The organism is Bacillus mycoides (genome assembly GCF_001757995.1).
Taxonomy (GTDB): domain Bacteria; phylum Bacillota; class Bacilli; order Bacillales; family Bacillaceae_G; genus Bacillus_A; species Bacillus_A mycoides_B.
Map to the genome: position 1 here is coordinate 369882 of NZ_LXLV01000062.1, position 20117 is coordinate 389998.

Consider the following 20117-nt stretch of genomic DNA (forward strand, 5'->3'; position numbering starts at 1 on the left):
TAAGTATCTTGCTTTACAAAGTAGTATAGCAGAGACTATTTTGTAAAACAAGATAGCTAAATATATTTTTCCAAATGTTTGCAGGAATTTCATTATCACCTCTCTAAATAGAGCAATAAGAGAACTTTTATTATGAAGGAGTGTTTTTCATCATGGTTACAAATCGAGTTGTCTTTTTAACAGGTGCTGCGAGCGGTATTGGTTATGAAATGGGGAACGCTTTTGCAAAAGAAGGTGCGAAAGTTGTCATTAGTGATCGCCTTGAAGATCGTGCAAAAGAAGCTGCTGAACAATTGCAAAAAGAAGGCTATCAAGCTATCGGTTTAAAATGTGACGTTACAGCTGAAGAAGAAATTGCAGCAGCAATTTCTCAAACAGTTACTCACTTCGGTTCACTAGATGTATTAATTAACAATGCAGGAATGCAACATGTTTCACCGATTGAAGATTTTCCAACTGAGAAATTCGAGCTTCTTATTAAAATTATGCAAATCGCTCCATTTATCGCCATCAAACACGCTTTTCCTATTATGAAAAAACAAAAATACGGCCGGATTATTAACGTCGCTTCTATTAACGGCCTTGTCGGATTCGCTGGAAAAGCTGCCTACAATAGCGCAAAACATGGCGTAATTGGATTAACAAAAGTTGCCGCTTTAGAAGGTGCTACCCATGGTATTACTGTAAATGCCCTTTGTCCTGGTTATGTCGATACCCCTCTTGTACGTAATCAACTAGAGGATTTAGCTACTACACGAAATGTACCACTTGAAAATGTTTTAGAAGATGTTATTTATCCTCTTGTACCGCAAAAACGCTTGTTGCAAGTACAAGAAATTGCAGATTATGCTATGTTTTTAGCAAGTGAAAAAGCAAAAGGCATAACTGGTCAAGCTGTTGTTATCGATGGTGGATATACTGCTCAATAAAAAATAAAGTTTGCTCACGAAGAGCAAACTTTATTTTACTTTCTATCGCGAGGATCTTCCTACTTTAGTAATTGTTTAGGGAGTTTCTCAATTGCAACAATCACTCCGTCTAATTTACTTTCAATGCGATGTAGTAAATATAGCGTTACAACAATCGGAAATCCCACATTACCTATCATCCTGATCCACTCTTCCATCTTTCTCTCCTCCCTTCATTACATAAATAAGAGGAAAGGAAGACTTAAGGCATAAAAAACAAGCTATTTTTTATTAGCTTGTTTTTTAACTACTCAGCCATACATTTCATTTTTCAGCATATAGATTGCTGCCATGAAGATACAAATGGTCCTACACCTTGCTATTTTTCTTTGTTTTAAAACGTTGCGCGTGGTAGGAACAGGCACTGACCGCTCCTATACATAGCCAGTCCCTCTCGACCATTTAAAAACATGCTTTTCTACCGGTTTTTTATATAGCGACTGCGCAGTTAGCTTGTTTTTTCAAATAATGATGTAATTTCTTGCTTATAATCTCCACGTAAAATACCTTTCTCAGTTATAATTCCTGTAATTAATTCATGCGGTGTTACGTCAAATGCAGGGTTAAATACAGGCGTTCCAATTGGCGCCACTTGTTTCCCAAAAATTTTCGTAACTTCTGTTTCATCTCTTTCTTCAATGACAATTTCAGCACCTGTTTGTTTCGTAGTATCAAATGTAGATAACGGTGCTGCAACATAAAATGGGATACCGAAATACTTTGCTAATATAGCTAAATTTAATGTTCCTATTTTATTAGCAGTATCACCGTTTTCAACGATTCGATCTGCCCCTACGATAATCGCATTAATTTCTTTCGTTCGAATTGCATGTGCTGCAGTATTATCCGTAATAAGCGTTACATCAATGTCTGCTTGCTTCAATTCCCATGTCGTTAAACGACTACCTTGTAAAACCGGTCTCGTTTCACATGCATACGCATGTAAACGTACACCCCTCTCTTTCCCAATATAAAATGGGGCTAATGCTGTTCCATATCTAGCAGTTGCAATACTTCCAGCGTTACAAATTGTTAAAATTTTATCACCGTCTTTAAAACATGTTAAAGCATGTTCTCCAATACTTCGGCACACCTTTTCATCCTCTTGTTGAATACGAAGTGCTTCTTCCTCTAATATTTTTTGTGCTTCTTTTATTGTAGTAATCTCTCGAATAGATTCTCTCATGCGATCAATTGCCCAAAATAAATTGACTGCCGTCGGGCGTGATGTCCCTAAATAGTTACAATCTCTATTAAACTTCTTTTGAAATTCCTCAATATGTAAAGTATTATATTTTTTTGCTGCAAGCGCCAAACCAAATGCAGCTACAATTCCAATTGCAGGCGCTCCGCGTACTTCTAACATTATGATACTTTTCCATACCTCTTCAATAGTCGTCAACGTTTTATATTCTGTACTATGAGGCAACTTTGTTTGATTTAATACCGCAATTGCATCACCTTTCCAACTTACAGATCTCGGAACAGTTACAATTGTACTCATGCTTTTATGCCTCCTGAAACTGTCTGTTGAAATAATGTTCGAAACAGTTGAATATCAGCACACTTAGATTCATATTTTATTAGTTCTTTTCCTAAGTACAGCGCTTGCTTCTTAGCTTGAATTCTTTTTTCTTTATTTGCTATTCCATCTAAATCCGCTACATGAGCTAAGCCAATTGTTCTGCGAATCAGTTCACATCCGGCAAACCCGACGGCATCAGTAAAGATATTTTGCAAAATAATTGGTAACCATTGTTTTTCTTTCGTATATGATTCTACACCTTCTCCAATCCATAACTTCGTAAAAGTTTCTACAAAATAACTCCATGTCTTTTCTATATGGAAAAATAGTACACTTCTCTTTTCTTCTTCTCTAGATAAAGCATTTAATAATAGATTTGCAATAAATTGACCGATATCAAATCCAAATGGACCGTACGTTGCAAATTCTGGATCAATCACTTTCGTTTCAGAAGGTGATGAAAAAATACTACCAGTATGTAAATCACCATGAATGAGCGCTTCTTTTCTCGTTAAAAACTTATATTTATATTGTGCTACTTTTAGTTTTAAAGTTTTGTCACTCCAAAGTTCATCAATCACTGACTGTAAATCTGACTCATAATCATTCGTATCGTAATGTCCAAACGGATCAGTAAAAACTAAATCTTCTGTAATTTTACTAAGGTCTGGATTTACAAATGTACCTTCTAGTACCCTTTTCTCTTCTGACTGTAAACCGAAATCTGAAGTATAAAATAAAACATGTGCTAGAAAACGACCGATATGCTGGGATAAAAGTGGATATCCTTCTCCATCTATTAATCCTTTTCTTGTAATTGTTAGTCTTGATAAGTCTTCTATTACTGTAACTGCTAACTCTTCATCATGACTGTACACTACCGGAACATAATCTGGTACATACTTCGCAAAAATTTGTAATGCCTTGCTTTCAATCGTTGCTCTTTTTATAGACAACGGCCAGCTCTCACCAACTACTTTCGCATATGGAAGTGCTTGTTTTATTATAATTGATCTCTCTCCATCATCTAATTTGAACACGTAATTTAAATTTCCATCTCCGATTTCATGACAAACTACATTCGCTTTCTTTTCAAAATATCCATGTTCTTTCGCATATTGTACAGCTGTTACTTCTGTTAATGAATAATATCCCATCGTCTTTTCCTCCTTTTTAAATTCAGAGGTTTTTCTAACGCAGAAAAACCTCTTTCCACTAAGAAAGAGGTTTGAAGTTTATCTTCTCCCCTCTTATCTGCCAGAAATTTTACTTTCTGCTGGAATTAGCACCGTGCCTTTTGGCGTCATAAACGCCCCATTTCACAATGGTATTACGGTCGGTTGCTGGGCTTCATCGGGCCAAATCCCTCCACCTGCTCTTGATAAGAGTTGTATATTTTTTTGAATTTTTAACTTTATGTTGAAGACTATAACAAGAATAAAAATCACTTGTCAACATTTTATTTGTATAATTCTGGACGGCGATCTGCAAAAACTGGAATCCCTTTACGTACCTCTTTAATTTTCTCCAATGTAAGCTCTCCAAATAAAATTGATTCTTCTTCATTTGCCTCTACTACAACTTCTCCCCAAGGATCGACAATTAAAGAATGACCTGCAAACTCATTATTCGGATCCTTTCCTGCTCTATTACACGCAACAACATAACACTGATTTTCAACTGCTCTTGCTTGCAATAGCAAACGCCAATGTGCTAAACGAACTAATGGCCATTCTGCTACAACAAATAAAACTTTTGCACCTTTAACAGTATGAACACGCAGCCACTCCGGAAATCGAATATCATAACAAATTGTGCCAGCGCACTCTACATCATCTAGCTTAAATTCACCTGTCTCATTACCAGCTACTAAATATTTATGTTCATCCATAAGCTGAAATAAATGTACTTTACTATATTCATTGACTAGATTCCCTTCATTGTTTACAACATACATTGTATTTGTAACACCTTGCTCTGTTTGCTTCGCTATGGAACCACCAACAATATGTACACCATATTGTTTCGACCATTCTTTCAACATTTCTTGCGTTTCCAATCCATCCATATCTGCAATTTCAGAAAGTCTTGTTAAATCATATCCTGTTGTCCATAATTCTGGTAAGACGATAACATCTGGTCTTTCCTTCATCGCTTCGCTTATTTTATTTTTGGCATTCTCAATATTTTTTTCTACATCTCCAAAGATAATATCCATTTGAATACATGCGACTTTCATTTTGTCCGCCCCATTCCTAATTTTTTCTTTACAAAATACTGGAAAGATTATATCATTTGTCACTAGAATTGTAACAACTTTCAAAAGAGGTGAAAAGTATGAAAAATTTTCAACCTTCCGAAGTAGTAACATCATTGCCGACACAATTTTTCGCTTCACTTGTTGCAAAAGTTAACAAAGTCGTTGCAGCTGGTCACGATGTTATTAATCTAGGTCAAGGAAATCCAGATCAACCAACACCGCAGCATATCGTAAAAGCTTTACAACATGCTGCCGAAAAGACCATTCATCATAAATATCCGCCATTTCGCGGACATGAAAGCTTAAAAGAAGCCGTGGCAACATTCTATCAACGTGAATATGATGTAGTAGTAAATCCAAAAACTGAAGTTGCTATTTTGTTTGGTGGAAAAGCTGGATTAGTAGAATTACCAATTTGTTTTACAAACCCTGGTGATACCATTCTCGTTCCAGATCCAGGCTATCCAGACTATTTATCCGGAATTGCTTTAGCAAAAGCGCACTTTGAAACAATGCCGCTTATTGCAGAAAATTATTTTTTACCGGATTATACGAAAATTGATGACTCTATTGCCAAGCAAGCAAAGTTAATGTTTTTAAACTATCCTAATAATCCTACCGGTGCTACTGCATCAAAAGATTTCTTTGATGAAACCATTCATTTTGCTAATAAACATAATATATTAGTTGTTCATGATTTTGCTTACGGTGCTATCGGATTTGATGATCAAAAGCCTGTTAGTTTCTTGCAAGCAGATGGCGCCAAAAATACAGGAATTGAAATTTATACTTTGTCAAAAACTTTCAATATGGCTGGCTGGCGTATTGCTTTTGCAGTGGGGAATGAAAGTGTCATCGAAACAATTAACCTATTGCAAGATCATATGTATGTTAGTATTTTTGGTGCAGTTCAAGATGCTGCCCGCGAAGCACTATTAGGCTCGCAGTCTTGTGTGGTAGAACTTGTTAATAGTTATGAATCTCGGAGAAACGCTCTTATTTCAGCTTGTCACTCAATTGGTTGGAATGTAGATATTCCAACCGGATCATTCTTTGCATGGCTTCCTGTACCAGAAGGATATACATCTGAGCAATTTTCTGATATTTTGCTAGAAAAAGCACACGTTGCAGTTGCTCCTGGTGTTGGATTTGGTGAGCACGGCGAAGGGTATGTCCGTGTTGGTCTCTTGCATACAGAAGATAGATTACGAGAAGCAATTAATCGAATTGATAAATTAAATTTTTTCAAAAAGTAATTGACAACATGAAAAATTTCTGACAAAATTCAGTTATCTTAAAAATTTAAACATTTCTAAATACTTCTTATCAAGAGCAGGTGGAGGGACGAGCCCGACGAAACCCGGCAACCGATCTACAATTGTAGACACGGTGCTAATTCTCGCAGCGTTACGCTGACAGATAAGGAGCTGGTTGTAAAAAAACCTCTCCTTAGCTGAGAGGTTTTTTTATTTAACTAGGAGGTTATAACAATGAGCGGAATTATAGCGACATATTTAATCCACGATGATTCTCACAACTTAGAAAAGAAAGCGGAACAAATTGCAATTGGTTTAACAATTGGCTCGTGGACTCATTTACCACACTTATTACAAGAACAATTAAAACAACATAAAGGCAATGTCATTCATATTGAAGAGTTAGACGAACAAGAACATATTAACTCTTATCTTGGCAAAAAAGTATCACGTGGAATCATTAAAATTCATTATCCATCGCTGAACTTCAGCCCAGACTTACCAGCCATTTTGACAACAACATTTGGAAAACTTTCGTTAGATGGGGAAATTAAACTAATTGATTTAACATTCTCAGACGAATTAAAGAAACAGTTCCCTGGACCGAAATTTGGAATTGAAGGCATCAGAAACCTTTTACAAGTTCAAGATCGCCCTCTTCTAATGAGCATTTTCAAAGGGATGATAGGACGGAATATTGGATATTTAAAAACTCAACTACGCGATCAGGCAATTGGAGGCGTAGATATTGTAAAAGATGATGAAATTTTATTCGAAAACTCATTAACACCACTTACAAAAAGAATTGAATCTGGGAAAGAAGTTTTACAATCTGTATACGAAACTTACGGACATAAAACTTTATACGCAGTAAATTTAACAGGGCGAACTTATGATTTAAAAGAGAACGCGAAACGTGCGGTGGTAGCTGGAGCAGACATTCTTTTATTTAATGTATTTTCTTATGGATTAGATGTACTGCAATCACTTGTAGAAGACGATGAAATTCCAATTCCTATTATGGCACACCCTGCTGTAAGTGGCGCATATTCGTCATCGAAACTATACGGGTTCTCTTCTCCATTACTACTTGGAAAATTACTACGTTACGCTGGTGCTGATTTCTCTTTATTCCCATCACCATACGGCAACGTTGCATTAGAAAAAGAGGAAGCTCTTCTCATTACAGAAGCATTAACTGAGGAAGACCACTATTTCAAGAAAAGTTTTTCTGTTCCATCTGCTGGAATTCATCCTGGTTTCGTTCCCTTTATTCTACGAGATTTTGGTAAGGATGTTGTTATTAATGCCGGCGGCGGGATTCATGGACATCCAAATGGAGCTCAAGGTGGTGGCAAAGCTTTCCGTGCTGCAATTGAAGCTACTTTACAAGGTAAACCACTCCATGAAGTGGATGAAATAAATTTGCATAGCGCACTACAAATATGGGGAAATCCTTCCCATGAGGTGAAATTATGAGTATTCAAGTATTTTGTGATTTCGATGGTACGATTACAAATAACGATAATATCATGTCCATTATGGAAAAATTCGCACCACCAGAAGCAGAGGAAATAAAGCAAAAAATTTTATCGCAAGAACTTTCTATTCAAGAAGGTGTTTCTCAATTATTTCGATTAATACCTATTAATCTACACGATGATATTATTCAGTTTTTACAAGAAACTGCTGAAATCCGTACAGGTTTTCATGAATTCATACAATTTATTAATGAAAATAACATTTCCTTTTACGTTATATCAGGTGGAATGGATTTCTTCGTCTATCCACTCTTACAAGAAATAATCCCTAAAGAACAAATTTATTGTAATGCAACTGACTTTTCAGGAGAATTTATTGGAGTTAAATGGCCGCACCCTTGTGACGAGCAATGTCAGCATAGTTGCGGTCTCTGTAAATCATCATTAATTCGGAAACTAAGCTCTAAAGATGATTTTCATATTGTGATAGGAGATTCCATTACTGATTTACAAGCAGCAAAACAAGCAGATAAAGTATTTGCCCGTGACTTCCTTATTACAAAATGTGAAGAAAATCATATTGCTTATACATCCTTTAACACATTTCACGATATTCAAGTCGAATTACAACATTTGTTGGAGGTGAAATCATGAAACAACTTTTTCGTCAATGGTATGACTTAAGTGAAATAAAAAAAGAATTAACAACTCGGAATTGGTTTCCAGCAACAAGTGGAAATATTTCTATAAAAGTCAGTCATGATCCCCTTACTTTTCTTATTACAGCAAGTGGAAAAGATAAAACAAAAACCACTCCAGATGATTTTATATTAGTAAATCATCAAGGAGTTCCCGTTTTAGAAACTGAGTTACGCCCTTCAGCAGAAACAATATTGCATACACATATTTATAACAGTACGAATGCCGGGTGCGTACTTCATGTTCATACAACTGATAATAATGTCATCACAAATTTGTATAGCGATAAAGTCACCCTTCAAAATCAAGAGATTATTAAAGCTCTTGATATTTGGGAAGAAGGTGCAACGATTAACATTCCTATTATCGAAAATGATGCTCATATCCCGACGCTTGGAGAGAAATTCCGAAAGCATATACAAGGAGATTCAGGGGCAATATTAATTCGAAACCATGGCATTACCGTATGGGGCCGTGATAGCTTTGATGCAAAAAAAAGATTAGAGGCTTATGAGTTTTTATTCCAATTTCATATAAAATTATTATCAATTCAAGGAGGCGTTTCTAATGGCGCAAATTCGTATTCATGAGGAAAATACTCGTATTGAAAATGAAGTAGAAGTATCAAACTTTCTACAAGGAGCAGATGTTTTATATGAGAAATGGAATATTTCTAAACTTCCTACTCATTTAAAAGAAAATTACTCCTTAACAGATGAAAACAAAGCTGAAATATTAACGTTGTTTTCAAAAGAAATTGCTGATGTTTCAGAGCGCAGAGGTTATAAAGCATATGATGTGATTTCACTTTCAAATAGCACACCTAACCTCGACGAGTTATTAATTAATTTCCAAAAAGAACACCATCATACTGACGATGAAGTTCGCTTTATTGTCAGCGGTCATGGCATCTTCGCTATTGAAGGAAAAGATGGTCGATTCTTTGACGTTGAACTTGAGCCTGGTGATCTTATATCTGTGCCTGAAAATGCAAGACACTATTTTACCTTACAAGATGATCGCCAAGTTGTAGCTATTCGTATTTTTGTTACAACAGAAGGTTGGGTTCCAATTTATTAAGGTAGCTAGTTGAATAAAAGAACTTGGAACCCCTTTTCCAATCTTTTATTCACTCTACATATATACATCCTCCTATGGAACAGGCTTATTTCATAACATTGAAGTAAGCCTGATTTTTTATTTACTAAAATGATTTGTCCCTTTCGTTTGTTAAAATCAAATATCTCGAATCATAATTCCACTTTATCAAGTACATTTCGGAATATTTTTTGAACATTTATTGAACTTTTTTGATTTTTTTCTGAAAATTCTGTTTTACGTGTGATATACTACAACTAATAAGAAGGAAAAGAATATTGCAAACAGAGGGGGATAATCATGAGTTTACTTATCGCACTTATACTAGGAGTTACATGCGGAGCTATTCCTGTCATTTTAGGAGCTATTATGGAAGAATTAGAAGTTGGTGTTTTAGGTTTTGTCGCATCATGTGTAAGCGCTTTATTTTTTGGTTTATATGGTGCTATTCCTGTTTCTATTCTGTGCGCATTTTATATACTACGCCATGCTCGCGCGAAACAGCTCGGCCCTAATCACATTGCACAAGTTATTCCATTCCCAATTGAAAGATGCCGTCGCGCTTCCAGCCTATAAAGTGAAACTTTAATCAGTGGGGGTTTTGTTCATCCCCACTGATTATTAGTCTTCACCAATCGGGCGTTTACGGGCAGTTGATCTCCCACCTAACTTCTCTGCTCCAGCTGAATTTTGAGGTGGGAGTTTTACTGCCCGTTAATGCGGGATAAATTATCCAACTTAAATATTATGCCTGCCTAAATAAATAAAAAGTCCTCAAATGAGGACTTTTTATTTATTTTCTTCTAGAAATTGAAACAATTCTTGCAAATGAAGTGCATCTTCACTATAGCTAACGGATACATGACATGTCCCTTCAATCTCAGCATGCATATAAAGGGCAATTCCATCCCGATCATATTTCAATGCCAAATAAAACTCCATTTCCTCTAACATCTTTTTCGAGGTTCGGATAACATAATGCCCTTTCTCATCTCTTCCATATTCAAAATCTGGTCCAAAATCGTATTTTTGTTTAAAAGCTTCTTTTTGCTTATCATTAATCTGTACACAAGTTGCTCGTTGCACAGCATCAATCATCTCGTCAAACTTTTGGAGATCCATCTCATTTACCCCCTTATATACTTTTTGTATAATACTTGTGTTCCACTATTCTCTTTTCCATCTGCGATTAGCTCTTCATACAATTCCTTCACTAAGGTTAAACCCGGTACTGGTAATTGTAATTTTTCAGCTTCATCTAAAGCAATCTTCATATCTTTCATAAAATGCTTTACATAAAAACCAGGTTCGAAATCTCCTTTTAACATTCGAGGAGCTAAATTACTTAATGACCAGCTACCTGCTGCTCCTGTCGAAATACTCTCTAATACTTTATCTGCATTAAGTCCAGCCTTTTTCGCATACGCTACCGCTTCACATACTCCTATCATGTTAGAAGCAATTGCAATTTGATTGCACATTTTTGTATGTTGTCCACTCCCAGCAGGGCCTTGCAACTGAATATTTGTTCCTAGTTTTTCAAATAGAGGTAAGCAAATATCATATATTCTGTTCTCTCCACCGACCATAATTGCTAGTCTAGCTTCTTTAGCCCCAACGTCCCCTCCAGACACTGGTGCATCTAATGTATATATATTCTTGCTTTTCGCGACTTCATTAATACGTTTTGCCAATGTTGGTGTAGATGTTGTAAAGTCAATTGCTATCGTACCTTCATTTGCATGTTCTAAAATTCCATCTATCCCAAAGTACACTTCTTCTACATCATGAGGATAACCAACCATCGTCATAACAACATCAACTTGCTTTACTAACGCTTTCGGTGTATCACACCAAGTCGCACCCTCTTGCACTAAAGAATCCGCCTTTTCCTTCGTTCTATTATATACATATACTTTATAACCACTTTGCATTAAATGGTTAACCATACTTTTTCCCATCACACCAATACCAATGAAACCTATTGATAAATTTTTATTCTCCATCTTCTCATCCCCTTTGTTCTAATAAATCATTTACCATCTTCCGAAATTCCTTATTAAAATCATCATCCAAACTATTTTTCACATTTGAGAATAAAATAACAAACGTTCCTTTTTCTTTATTGAAATTATTAAACGTATTCCAACCAGATAGTACACCATGGTTATGGAAAAAATCAGGATATATGTAAAAGCTAAATGCATATTTTCTTTCTTGTGAAGGTGTAAACATCGCTTGTATACTTTGTTCAGAAAGAAGCTTTCCATTTATAATCGCTTCATCTAATTTCTTCATATCCCCTACTGTCGTATACATCTCACCAGAGCCATATAACCAGTCCATCCCTAATTTTTGCGCTGGTACAAGTTCTTGATTTTTCTTCACATAACCCTTCGTGAAGTTTTTATCTCCAGGCACCATATTTCCCATACCTGATTCATGCATCTCTGCCTTTGTAAATATATTTTCTTTTATATAATCTCCTAAAGGCTTTTTCGTTATATTTTCTATAATATAAGCAAGTACCATATAATTATAATCCGTATACTTCCAACCTGTTCCTGGTGGAAAATCTAACTTTTGACTTCCAATCCAATTTATTAAATTGATACGTGAAGCTACATTAACCTTTCCTTTCCCACTTTCCGGTAAACCAGATGTATGCGTTAACAAGTGATATAACGTAATGTTTTTATCTGCTGGAAATGAAGGAATGTATTTATTTACATTATCCTGGATATTTAACTTCCCTTGTTCTTGTAACTGTAAAACGGATGTAGCAACAACCGTTTTCGTAATAGAACCGATACGATATTTTGTTTGAGGCGTATTTTCTATTTTATTTTGAACGTCAGCATATCCATATCCTTTATTTAATATAACATGCTCTTTATCTGTCACCAAAACTGTCCCATTAAATTGCTTTCCTAATAAATACTGATCTAACTTTTGAGATATACTAGCATAATCAATTTTTTGTACTTCTTTCATATTATCTTGTACCTCTGACTCAATAGCAGGAGTTACCTTTGTTGTTAATACTGCTTGTTCCTTTGGATCGGGACTATAGAGAAAATAGTATACTCCGCCGCAAACTACAGCAGACAGTGAAGCCATAACCATTATTTTTTTTATCATATTGTTCCTCCGTCGTTACTTCATTTAAAATGGTCCCCCATATTCTATTATCAGGTAATAAAAAAAAATCGCAACAATTTGTTGCGAAAAATCACATTTTTTCTTTCCTATATATACATACTTGATTTTTCCCATTTTTTTTTGCTTCATATAATGCAATATCCGCTCTTTGCATTAATTCTTCTTTAGTAATCCCATTCTCATGTAACGCAACTCCAAAACTCGCTGTTAACTTTGAAATTCCAGAGAATTGCTTTGTTTCAATAAAAAATCGTAATGACTCCGCAACTTGAAACGCTTCTTTTTCTACCGTATTTGTCACTAATATTATAAATTCCTCTCCTCCCCACCTTGCAAATATATGTTGATTTTCAACTTTAGATTTCATAAGATCTGCAAGCTGTACTAATGCTAAATCGCCAAAATCATGACCATATGTGTCATTTACTGATTTAAAATTATCTATATCAAACAAAATAAGTGCTATTTTTTCATCGTTACGTATTACATTCTCCCACTCTTTCTCCAATATTTGTTGGAATTTCAAACGATTATATATTTCTGTCAATGAATCTATCATTGCAAGTCTTTCTTGCTCTTGATAGATTTCATCTAATTCTGTAATCTCTGTGCATTTTACTATAAATCGCGATAAGTCTTCTGGTAATGGTATCGCACGTAATAGAAAAGTCAATGCTTCTCCTTCATGATTGTACATTTTAATTCTTCTTCCATTTGATAAAGTATCATCCAACCATGTTATATCGTGAGTCGTCGAATAATATCCGTTCTCTCTAATAAGATGTTCTGCAAACACTAAATGTTGTTCGCGATACGTAAATAAATTATCATATCCGAAGAATTGTAAAAAATTCGTATTACAATCAACAATCTCATCATCTTCTACTACAAATAATAAATCATTTTGAAAATCAAACATCGTTTGAAGCAATTCTTGTTGTAAACCTACTTGCTGCACTAAAGAAAGTTGATATAAACTCTTATTCACTTCCTCTAGTACCACTTGTGGGGTTACTGGTGCTATAACAATATTACGTATTCCTAACATTAGTAAATCTGCAAACTCACTGTTTATCTGTTGATCCCAAATGATAATGAATGTACTCCGTGAATCATATATATTCTTTATATATTTTATTTGATCAACATCTGTTACATACATAATTACAATATGCGGTCTAGTTCTATGAAACAATATTTCTCCTTCTTCAAAACTATTTGCTATAAACATACACTTTGGATGGACATTTTCTATCGTTTGTTGATGTGTACATCCATCTTCTATATAAAGGACATTCAACTGAAGATCTTGTAATACATTTTGGAAAACAGTATTCTCTAATAAAAAATGTAGTATGTTCATCACTAGTCTTCACTCACTTCATATATCTTGTTTTACTGAATTCCTCACAATCATTTTATAAAAGATTGTTCTCAAAAAAATTCGATTAGTGAGGGATACATATTAACAAGCTAATTGAGAATGTTATCTTCGCCTTTTTACTCAATAAATTCCTTTTTTAGTGTATGATTGTAGGAATTGTATCGTTTGTATGAATGCCCTCCTTAGCACTTAAAACTTGACAATTAAAATAAAGTTATTATATTCTTAAATTCAATAACTTACAAAATGTAAGTAGAATATATTACATGTATTTTAAATTAAGCTGATATGTAATTTGGAGGATATATAATGACAAACAGTGACTTTTTTAACGTTTTATATGAACGCACATCTACACGTGCATTCAACCCCGAAAAAGAAATTTCATCTACAGAATTACACGAAATTTTAAAAGCAGCTGCTCAAGCACCTTCTGCTTGGAACCTGCAACACTGGAAATTCCTTGTTTTCCAAGGCGAAGATGTACAAAAACGATTACATCCAATTGCTTATAACCAACAACAAATTCTTGATGCTTCTGCAGTAGTCGCTATTTTAGGTGATTTAGAAGCTTATAAAAACGTTGAACCCGTTTATGGTCCAATCGTAGAACAAGGATTTATGAAAGAAGAAGCAAAAGAACGCTTAGCTAAAAACATTGAATCTGCATATGCTCGTGAGCAATTCCCAAGAGATGCTGCCTTTTCAAATGCTGCTTTAGCAGCAATGCAACTTATGCTTGCTGCTAAAGCAACTGGCTGGGATACTTGCGCAATTGGTGGTTTCAACCCACAAGCACTAATGGAAGAATTTAATGTTTCATCTCGTCACGTACCAATTATGCTTATTACAATTGGTGAATCAACTTTAAAAGGTCATCCTGCACCACGCATGAGCGTAGAACAAGTAAGTGAATGGGCGAAATAATAAAAACGAAGGTAATTTCATTACCTTCGTTTTTTTATATTCTGTCACACATCCGTAATATTACAATGTATTATTCGACATCTATACATAGAGAAATCGTAATTTTCATGCTATCCCCATAAACAAATATGGCGTTTTGTGTCGAAATTTGTTAAAGTATCAAAATATAACCGTGTATTTTTGTTACAATTGTGATACAATGATAACAAATAAATAACAAGAGAGGGATTTTCATTGAGTTCATACGGAAGCTTTATCGCACTTTTAAGTTACATAGTAACTGTACTACTGCTATATTTTATTGGCGATGCTGCAAACATATCAGTGTTACAATTCCCAAAAGAAGAAGCGTTACAATTAGAAGCAGAAAAACATACTGTACGATCCATTGCACCACTACTCTTAGCTCTTCCTGTATATATCATCGTTTTATATAAAAGCAAAAAAGTGTAAAGGCTACCTATTTCATTCATTTCGGTGGTCTTTACATTTTTTTGTGACATTTCCCCTATTTTAAACATCATTCCATACTAAATACCCATCTAGTCATTTAAAATGAGAAAATCCCCTAGAAAAATTTCCATTATCTGTCCAGTCACCGACTGCCGAACTTACATAGATTATAAGTGTGAAGGGGGTGATGAGGATTATGTTTGGATCATTTGGATGCTGTGATAACTTTAGAGAATGTCATCATCATGAAAGAGAGCGCAACCACAACCATCGTGAGAAAGAGAAAGAAGAAATTAGACCACAACGACATGCTGTATGTAACGTGCTTGCACATCTTTCTATAGGAACTGAGGTTTCGCTTCTTAAACTAAAAGGAAATGCAACATTCCGCAATTTAGTTTTTGAGGGGTTCTGTAACGGTGTTGCTCTATTCTCTCAATTAAGAAAAGATGACGACAAAGACAACAACAAAGATGATAAGAATGGAAACAATCGTAATGACGATAGATTTGAAGGGATTTTACGTGTTTGCCCAGAGGATGTTATCGCAATTGCTCTTTAAGATAAGTTTAATCAATAAAATCACCTAAGGTATATGTAGCAAAAAAACCTGAGACCGATTTCAAATCGACTCAGGTTTTTTTATACTTATATGCTTTTAACTAATTCAACAACTTCTTCAGCAGTTGACATCATTAATGCCTTTTCTGCTAAAGTTTCCATTTCTGCTTTTGACAACTTGCTTAGTTGTGTTCTTGCAGGAAGAATTGATGTTGCACTCATACTGAACTCATCTAAACCTAATCCTAATAATAATGGGATAGCAAGTGAATCTCCTGCCATCTCACCACACATACCAGCCCATTTGCCTTCTTTATGAGCAGCATCGATAACCATTTTTACAAGACGTAAAATAGATGGGTTATACGGTTGGTATAAGTAAGCTACTTGTTCGTTCATACGGTCTGCAGCCATTGTGTATTGGATTAAGTCATTTGTTCCGATAGAGAAGAAATCAACTTCTTTTGCGAATTGATCTGCTAATACTGCTGAAGCTGGAATTTCAACCATCATCCCCACTTCAATAGAATCAGAAACAGTTGTACCCGCTTCTACAAGTCTTTCTTTCTCTTCTAATAAGATTGCTTTCGCTTGACGGAACTCATCAAGAGTTGCAATCATCGGGAACATAATTTTTAAGTTACCGTATACGCTAGCACGAAGTAATGCACGAAGTTGTGTACGGAACACATCTTGCTCATCAAGACATAAGCGAATTGCACGGTATCCTAAGAATGGGTTCATTTCTTTTGGTAAATGTAAGTATGGAAGCTCTTTATCTCCACCGATGTCAAGTGTACGAACAACGACTGGTTGATCTTCTTTTACACCTTCAAGAACTGCTTTATACGCTTCGAACTGCTCTTCTTCTGTTGGAAGATTGTCACGGCCCATGTATAAGAATTCTGTACGGTATAAACCAACACCTTCTCCGCCATTATCGATAATACCTTGTACATCATTTGGTGTTCCGATATTAGCAACAAGCTCAACGTGATGTCCATCACTTGTTACAGTTGCTTGGTCTTTTAATTTTGCCCATACAGCTTTTTGCTCTTCAAATTTCGCTTTCTTTTCTTCAAAAGAACGAAGAGTTTCTTCAGATGGGTTTACAATTACTTCTCCATCTAAACCGTCAATGATTACGATATCGCCGTTTTGGATTTTCTCCATAACAACTTTCGTACCAACAACAGCTGGAATTTCCATAGAACGAGCCATAATTGCAGAGTGAGATGTACGTCCACCGATATCAGTTGTGAAACCTTTTGCATACTCACGGTTTAACTGAGCTGTATCAGATGGTGTTAAATCTTCAGCAATGATGATTACTTCTTCAGAAATTGTACCAGGATTTGAGAAGTTAATTCCTAGTAAATGTGCAAGAACACGTTTTGTTACGTCGCGAATATCCGCAGCACGTTCTTTCATGTATTCGTTATCCATGTTTTCAAACATAGAAATAAACATTGATGCAACCTCATCCATTGCAAATTCAGCATTTACTTTTTCGCCATTTACTTTATCTTTTACTGGATTTACTAATTCTGGATCATTTAATACTAATAAATGCGCTTCAAAGATAGCAGCTTTATCAGCACCTAGCTCAGCAAAAGCATGGTCCTTAATAGCTTCTAGTTCAGATTTTGCTTTCTCAAGCGCAGCGTCTAAGCGTGCAATTTCAGCAGCTTCGTCTGTAATTGATTTCTTTTCAATGTTAAATTCAGGATTCTCAAGTCTGAAAGCCTTTGCAATAGCAATCCCACTTGATGCAGCGATCCCTTGAATGTTAAGAGTCATTATTCTCCTAATCCTTCGTTTTTCAGAGTTTCTTCGATAGCTGCTAGTGCTTGAGCTGCATCATCACCATTTGCAGTGACCTTAATTTCCGCGCCTTGTTGAATTCCTAAAGACATAACACCCATGATTGATTTTAAGTTAACGTTTTTTCCGTTATACTCTAAGTTAATGTCAGAACCAAATTTGCTTGCAGTGTTTACAAGTAGAGTTGCTGGACGAGCATGAATTCCTGAGTCGCTAGTTACTTTAAAGATTTTTTCCATGATAATTTATCTCCTTTAAATACAGTATTTTTTTAGTTGTATAGACGTGAGTACTACATCATCTATTGTATATAATAGGCGATGTTCGGTCAACCACATCGCCTATTATAATTATAAACATTTTGCGTCAAATTCCTAATGAATGTCAATAATAGCGTTTTCGCCCTTCTTAACATTTCCATCTTTTTTCAATTCGACTTGTTGCCCTTGTTGTAAATTCGTAAAGACGATTGGTGTAATAATAGATGGTGCATTTTCTTTTACAAATGCAAGATCTACTTTTAATAATGGTTGTCCTTGCTTCACTTTATCACCTTGTGCTACAAGCGCTTCAAAGCCTTCACCATTTAATTTTACAGTATCAATACCGAAGTGGATTAAAATTTCTTTTCCGCCTTCAGACTGAATACCAATCGCATGTTTTGTAGGGAATACATTTACAATCTCACCATTAACCGGAGAAACTACTGTTCCCTCTGTTGGCTCAATCGCAAATCCATCTCCCATCATTTTCCCTGAGAATACTTGGTCGGGTACTTCTGTAATCGGTAAGATTTTCCCTTCAATTGGTGAAACGATTGTTTCATTTTCATCAACCTGTTGAGGAGCTTCTTCCGCTTTTACAGGCGCTTCTTTTTCAACATGAGGTGTACGACCTGACATAATATCATGAATTTGTGATTTTAATGTGTCAGATTTCGGTCCGAAAATAGCTTGAATGTTATTTCCAACTTCAAGTACACCGGCTGCTCCAAGCTCTTTTAAGCGGTCTTTATTTACATTTTTTTGTTCGTTAACTTGAACGCGTAAACGAGTAATACAAGCATCTAACGAAGCAATGTTTTCTTTACCACCAAGTGCTACTAATACTTCACGTGGAAGTTCTCCTGCTTCTGTTTTCCCTGCGCCTTCATTAGCATTCGCTACTTCACGACCAGGTGTTTTTAAGTTCCATTTACGGATTGCGAAACGGAATCCGAAGTAGTAAATAACTGCTAGTACAAGACCAACAATAATTACCCACCACCATGCCGTACGACCTGGTAGTACACCGAATAATATGAAGTCAATTAAACCACCAGAGAATGTCATACCAATTTTAACACCTAAAATTTGCATTGTCATAAATGATAGACCAGCGAATACTGCATGAATTCCGAATAATACTGGTGCTACGAATAAGAATGAAAATTCAAGCGGTTCTGTAATACCTGTTAAGAAAGATGTTAATGCAGCAGATCCTAAAATACCAGCTGCTAATTTTTTATTTTCTGGACGTGCTTCATGGTACATTGCTAAAGCTGCTGCTGGAAGACCGAACATCATGAACGGATACTTACCAGTTGTAAATGTACCAGCTGTTAATTCTACGCCGTCTTTTAACTGTGCCATAAAGATTTTTTGGTCACCACGGATTAATTCGCCAGCTGCATTTGTATACTGACCGAATTCGAACCAGAACGGTGAATAGAAAATATGATGTAATCCAAATGGAATTAATGAACGTTCGATTAAACCGAATATAAATGCTGCTATCGTTCTATTTGCATCAATCATTTGATGTGAGAACGTATTTAAGCCACCCTGAATGTATGGCCAAATGAAGCACATGATAATACCTACTACTAAAGAGAATGTTGCAGTTGCGATCGGTACGAAACGCTTACCTGCAAAGAAACCTAAGTATGATGGTAATTCAATGTTGAAGTATTTATTATAACAATATGCCGCTACTATCCCGACGATAATACCACCAAACACTCCTGTTTGCAGCGTTGGAATTCCTAATACGTTTGCATATGCTGGATCTGAAAATCCAATTTTCACTGGATCTGTTCCAGTGCTTGTTACTTTCACTAGTTTATCTACTTCTAAGAACACACTCATCGTTTTGTTCATAATTAAGTAGCCGACGAACGCTGCTAAACCAGCTACTCCGTCTCCACCAGCTAAACCGATTGCTACCCCAACTGCGAATAATAGCGCAAGGTTAGCGAAAATAATATCACCAGATTGTTCCATAATTTTTGCAACCATTACGAACCAATCTGCTTTTAAAGCAGGAATAACATTTGTTAGTTGTGGATTTTGAAATGCATTACCAAATCCAAGTAAAATACCTGCTGCCGGTAAAATCGCTACTGGAAGCATAAGCGCTTTTCCGACTTTTTGAAGAACACCAAAGATCTTCTTAAACATGGAAACCCTTCCTCTCTTATCTATATTGATACTTTTCGACAAACGCCAAAAAGGCATGAGGAAAAAAAAGATAGAACGATA

At 35.6% G+C, this 20117-nt stretch carries 21 protein-coding genes and 2 riboswitches; of the genes, 10 read left to right on the plus strand and 11 right to left on the minus strand.

The genetic code is table 11. The annotated features are described in order from the left end of the window. Positions 1-152: 152 nt before the first annotated feature. Positions 153-929: a 3-hydroxybutyrate dehydrogenase gene (locus BWGOE10_RS20205; protein ID WP_070144717.1), complete on the plus strand. Its 777-nt coding sequence runs from the start codon at positions 153-155 to the stop codon at positions 927-929. A gap of 59 nt (positions 930-988) precedes the next feature. Here the strand turns inward: BWGOE10_RS20205 and BWGOE10_RS30410 are convergent, their stop codons facing one another. From BWGOE10_RS30410 to BWGOE10_RS20220, 4 genes are all read right to left on the minus strand, one after another. Then, entirely contained in the window at positions 989-1126 is a 138-nt protein-coding gene (locus BWGOE10_RS30410) for a YvrJ family protein (protein ID WP_000393342.1), read from the minus strand. Between the two features lie 290 nt (positions 1127-1416). Next, positions 1417-2472 carry an S-methyl-5-thioribose-1-phosphate isomerase gene (mtnA, locus tag BWGOE10_RS20210; protein ID WP_070144718.1) on the minus strand — a complete coding sequence of 352 codons (1056 nt, stop codon included), beginning with the start codon at positions 2470-2472 and terminating at the stop codon, positions 1417-1419. Next, on the minus strand, positions 2469-3650 hold the full coding sequence (mtnK, locus tag BWGOE10_RS20215) for an S-methyl-5-thioribose kinase (RefSeq protein WP_070144719.1): 1182 nt from the start codon (positions 3648-3650) through the stop codon (positions 2469-2471). The genes mtnA and mtnK overlap by 4 nt, the downstream gene beginning before the upstream one ends. 90 nt (positions 3651-3740) lie before the next feature. Continuing rightward, a riboswitch (SAM riboswitch) is annotated at positions 3741-3881 on the minus strand. A 71-nt stretch (positions 3882-3952) separates the two neighbouring features. Beyond that, positions 3953-4816: a carbon-nitrogen family hydrolase gene (locus tag BWGOE10_RS20220; protein WP_070144720.1), complete on the minus strand. Its 864-nt coding sequence runs from the start codon at positions 4814-4816 to the stop codon at positions 3953-3955. Between the two features lie 14 nt (positions 4817-4830). On the opposite strand from BWGOE10_RS20220, the gene BWGOE10_RS20225 reads away from it, so the two are divergent. The 6 genes from BWGOE10_RS20225 to BWGOE10_RS20250 all read left to right on the plus strand — a co-directional run bounded on the left by BWGOE10_RS20225 (position 4831) and on the right by BWGOE10_RS20250 (position 9863). After that, a complete protein-coding gene (locus tag BWGOE10_RS20225; RefSeq protein WP_070144721.1) occupies positions 4831-6009 on the plus strand; it encodes a pyridoxal phosphate-dependent aminotransferase in 1179 nt (392 codons plus the stop codon). 64 nt (positions 6010-6073) lie between these two features. Next, a riboswitch (SAM riboswitch) is annotated at positions 6074-6179 on the plus strand. Between the two features lie 64 nt (positions 6180-6243). After that, complete coding sequence (mtnW, locus tag BWGOE10_RS20230) at positions 6244-7488, plus strand: 2,3-diketo-5-methylthiopentyl-1-phosphate enolase (RefSeq protein WP_070144722.1); 1245 nt, start codon at positions 6244-6246, stop codon at positions 7486-7488. Further along, on the plus strand, positions 7485-8144 hold the full coding sequence (locus BWGOE10_RS20235) for a 2-hydroxy-3-keto-5-methylthiopentenyl-1-phosphate phosphatase (protein ID WP_070144723.1): 660 nt from the start codon (positions 7485-7487) through the stop codon (positions 8142-8144). The genes mtnW and BWGOE10_RS20235 overlap by 4 nt, the downstream gene beginning before the upstream one ends. Then, the gene (locus BWGOE10_RS20240; RefSeq protein ID WP_070144724.1) at positions 8141-8779 is read left to right on the plus strand and encodes a methylthioribulose 1-phosphate dehydratase; all 639 of its coding nucleotides are present in this window, start codon (positions 8141-8143) and stop codon (positions 8777-8779) included. Before BWGOE10_RS20235 ends, BWGOE10_RS20240 begins: the two co-directional genes overlap by 4 nt. Continuing rightward, positions 8757-9269, plus strand: a complete 513-nt coding sequence (locus BWGOE10_RS20245) for a 1,2-dihydroxy-3-keto-5-methylthiopentene dioxygenase (RefSeq protein ID WP_070144725.1) — start codon at positions 8757-8759, stop codon at positions 9267-9269. The genes BWGOE10_RS20240 and BWGOE10_RS20245 overlap by 23 nt, the downstream gene beginning before the upstream one ends. A gap of 318 nt (positions 9270-9587) precedes the next feature. After that, complete coding sequence (locus tag BWGOE10_RS20250; protein WP_002014891.1) at positions 9588-9863, plus strand: hypothetical protein; 276 nt, start codon at positions 9588-9590, stop codon at positions 9861-9863. A 213-nt stretch (positions 9864-10076) separates the two neighbouring features. Here the strand turns inward: BWGOE10_RS20250 and BWGOE10_RS20255 are convergent, their stop codons facing one another. The 4 genes from BWGOE10_RS20255 to BWGOE10_RS20270 form a co-directional block, all read right to left on the minus strand. Next, entirely contained in the window at positions 10077-10409 is a 333-nt protein-coding gene (locus BWGOE10_RS20255; RefSeq protein WP_002122159.1) for a DUF3909 family protein, read from the minus strand. A 5-nt stretch (positions 10410-10414) separates the two neighbouring features. Beyond that, entirely contained in the window at positions 10415-11293 is an 879-nt protein-coding gene (locus tag BWGOE10_RS20260; protein WP_070144726.1) for an NAD(P)-dependent oxidoreductase, read from the minus strand. A 4-nt stretch (positions 11294-11297) separates the two neighbouring features. Further along, positions 11298-12428 (minus strand): serine hydrolase domain-containing protein, encoded by a 1131-nt coding sequence (locus BWGOE10_RS20265; RefSeq protein WP_070144727.1) that lies wholly within the window; start codon positions 12426-12428, stop codon positions 11298-11300. A 91-nt stretch (positions 12429-12519) separates the two neighbouring features. Beyond that, positions 12520-13812: a GGDEF domain-containing protein gene (locus BWGOE10_RS20270; RefSeq protein ID WP_070144795.1), complete on the minus strand. Its 1293-nt coding sequence runs from the start codon at positions 13810-13812 to the stop codon at positions 12520-12522. 330 nt (positions 13813-14142) lie between these two features. On the opposite strand from BWGOE10_RS20270, the gene BWGOE10_RS20275 reads away from it, so the two are divergent. The 3 genes from BWGOE10_RS20275 to BWGOE10_RS20285 all read left to right on the plus strand — a co-directional run bounded on the left by BWGOE10_RS20275 (position 14143) and on the right by BWGOE10_RS20285 (position 15775). After that, a complete protein-coding gene (locus tag BWGOE10_RS20275; RefSeq protein ID WP_002160629.1) occupies positions 14143-14760 on the plus strand; it encodes a nitroreductase family protein in 618 nt (205 codons plus the stop codon). Positions 14761-14994: 234 nt separating this feature from the next. Then, complete coding sequence (locus BWGOE10_RS20280) at positions 14995-15213, plus strand: hypothetical protein (protein ID WP_002160628.1); 219 nt, start codon at positions 14995-14997, stop codon at positions 15211-15213. 196 nt (positions 15214-15409) lie between these two features. Next, positions 15410-15775, plus strand: coding sequence for a DUF3915 family protein (locus BWGOE10_RS20285; protein WP_002160627.1), 366 nt, complete (start codon positions 15410-15412; stop codon positions 15773-15775). Between the two features lie 86 nt (positions 15776-15861). On the opposite strand, the gene ptsP is transcribed toward BWGOE10_RS20285, so the two are convergent. From ptsP to ptsG, 3 genes are all read right to left on the minus strand, one after another. Further along, a complete protein-coding gene (gene ptsP, locus BWGOE10_RS20290; RefSeq protein ID WP_002160626.1) occupies positions 15862-17574 on the minus strand; it encodes a phosphoenolpyruvate--protein phosphotransferase in 1713 nt (570 codons plus the stop codon). Next, the gene (gene ptsH / locus BWGOE10_RS20295; protein ID WP_070144728.1) at positions 17574-17837 is read right to left on the minus strand and encodes a phosphocarrier protein HPr; all 264 of its coding nucleotides are present in this window, start codon (positions 17835-17837) and stop codon (positions 17574-17576) included. Before ptsH ends, ptsP begins: the two co-directional genes overlap by 1 nt. 135 nt (positions 17838-17972) lie before the next feature. After that, positions 17973-20036 (minus strand): PTS glucose transporter subunit IIABC, encoded by a 2064-nt coding sequence (ptsG, locus tag BWGOE10_RS20300; RefSeq protein ID WP_070144729.1) that lies wholly within the window; start codon positions 20034-20036, stop codon positions 17973-17975. Between the last annotated feature and the right edge of the window lie 81 nt (positions 20037-20117).

Bases quoted from the DNA above. Each gene is read 5' to 3' on its own strand.
- BWGOE10_RS20205 (WP_070144717.1), top strand. From the start codon at position 153: ATGGTTACAAATCGAGTTGTCTTTTTAACAGGTGCTGCGAGCGGTATT.
- BWGOE10_RS30410 (WP_000393342.1), bottom strand. From the start codon at position 1,126: ATGGAAGAGTGGATCAGGATGATAGGTAATGTGGGATTTCCGATTGTT.
- mtnA (WP_070144718.1), bottom strand. From the start codon at position 2,472: ATGAGTACAATTGTAACTGTTCCGAGATCTGTAAGTTGGAAAGGTGAT.
- mtnK (WP_070144719.1), bottom strand. From the start codon at position 3,650: ATGGGATATTATTCATTAACAGAAGTAACAGCTGTACAATATGCGAAA.
- BWGOE10_RS20225 (WP_070144721.1), top strand. From the start codon at position 4,831: ATGAAAAATTTTCAACCTTCCGAAGTAGTAACATCATTGCCGACACAA.
- mtnW (WP_070144722.1), top strand. From the start codon at position 6,244: ATGAGCGGAATTATAGCGACATATTTAATCCACGATGATTCTCACAAC.
- BWGOE10_RS20235 (WP_070144723.1), top strand. From the start codon at position 7,485: ATGAGTATTCAAGTATTTTGTGATTTCGATGGTACGATTACAAATAAC.
- BWGOE10_RS20240 (WP_070144724.1), top strand. From the start codon at position 8,141: ATGAAACAACTTTTTCGTCAATGGTATGACTTAAGTGAAATAAAAAAA.
- BWGOE10_RS20245 (WP_070144725.1), top strand. From the start codon at position 8,757: ATGGCGCAAATTCGTATTCATGAGGAAAATACTCGTATTGAAAATGAA.
- BWGOE10_RS20250 (WP_002014891.1), top strand. From the start codon at position 9,588: ATGAGTTTACTTATCGCACTTATACTAGGAGTTACATGCGGAGCTATT.
- BWGOE10_RS20255 (WP_002122159.1), bottom strand. From the start codon at position 10,409: ATGGATCTCCAAAAGTTTGACGAGATGATTGATGCTGTGCAACGAGCA.
- BWGOE10_RS20260 (WP_070144726.1), bottom strand. From the start codon at position 11,293: ATGGAGAATAAAAATTTATCAATAGGTTTCATTGGTATTGGTGTGATG.
- BWGOE10_RS20265 (WP_070144727.1), bottom strand. From the start codon at position 12,428: ATGATAAAAAAAATAATGGTTATGGCTTCACTGTCTGCTGTAGTTTGC.
- BWGOE10_RS20270 (WP_070144795.1), bottom strand. From the start codon at position 13,812: ATGAACATACTACATTTTTTATTAGAGAATACTGTTTTCCAAAATGTA.
- BWGOE10_RS20275 (WP_002160629.1), top strand. From the start codon at position 14,143: ATGACAAACAGTGACTTTTTTAACGTTTTATATGAACGCACATCTACA.
- BWGOE10_RS20285 (WP_002160627.1), top strand. From the start codon at position 15,410: ATGTTTGGATCATTTGGATGCTGTGATAACTTTAGAGAATGTCATCAT.
- ptsP (WP_002160626.1), bottom strand. From the start codon at position 17,574: ATGACTCTTAACATTCAAGGGATCGCTGCATCAAGTGGGATTGCTATT.
- ptsH (WP_070144728.1), bottom strand. From the start codon at position 17,837: ATGGAAAAAATCTTTAAAGTAACTAGCGACTCAGGAATTCATGCTCGT.
- ptsG (WP_070144729.1), bottom strand. From the start codon at position 20,036: ATGTTTAAGAAGATCTTTGGTGTTCTTCAAAAAGTCGGAAAAGCGCTT.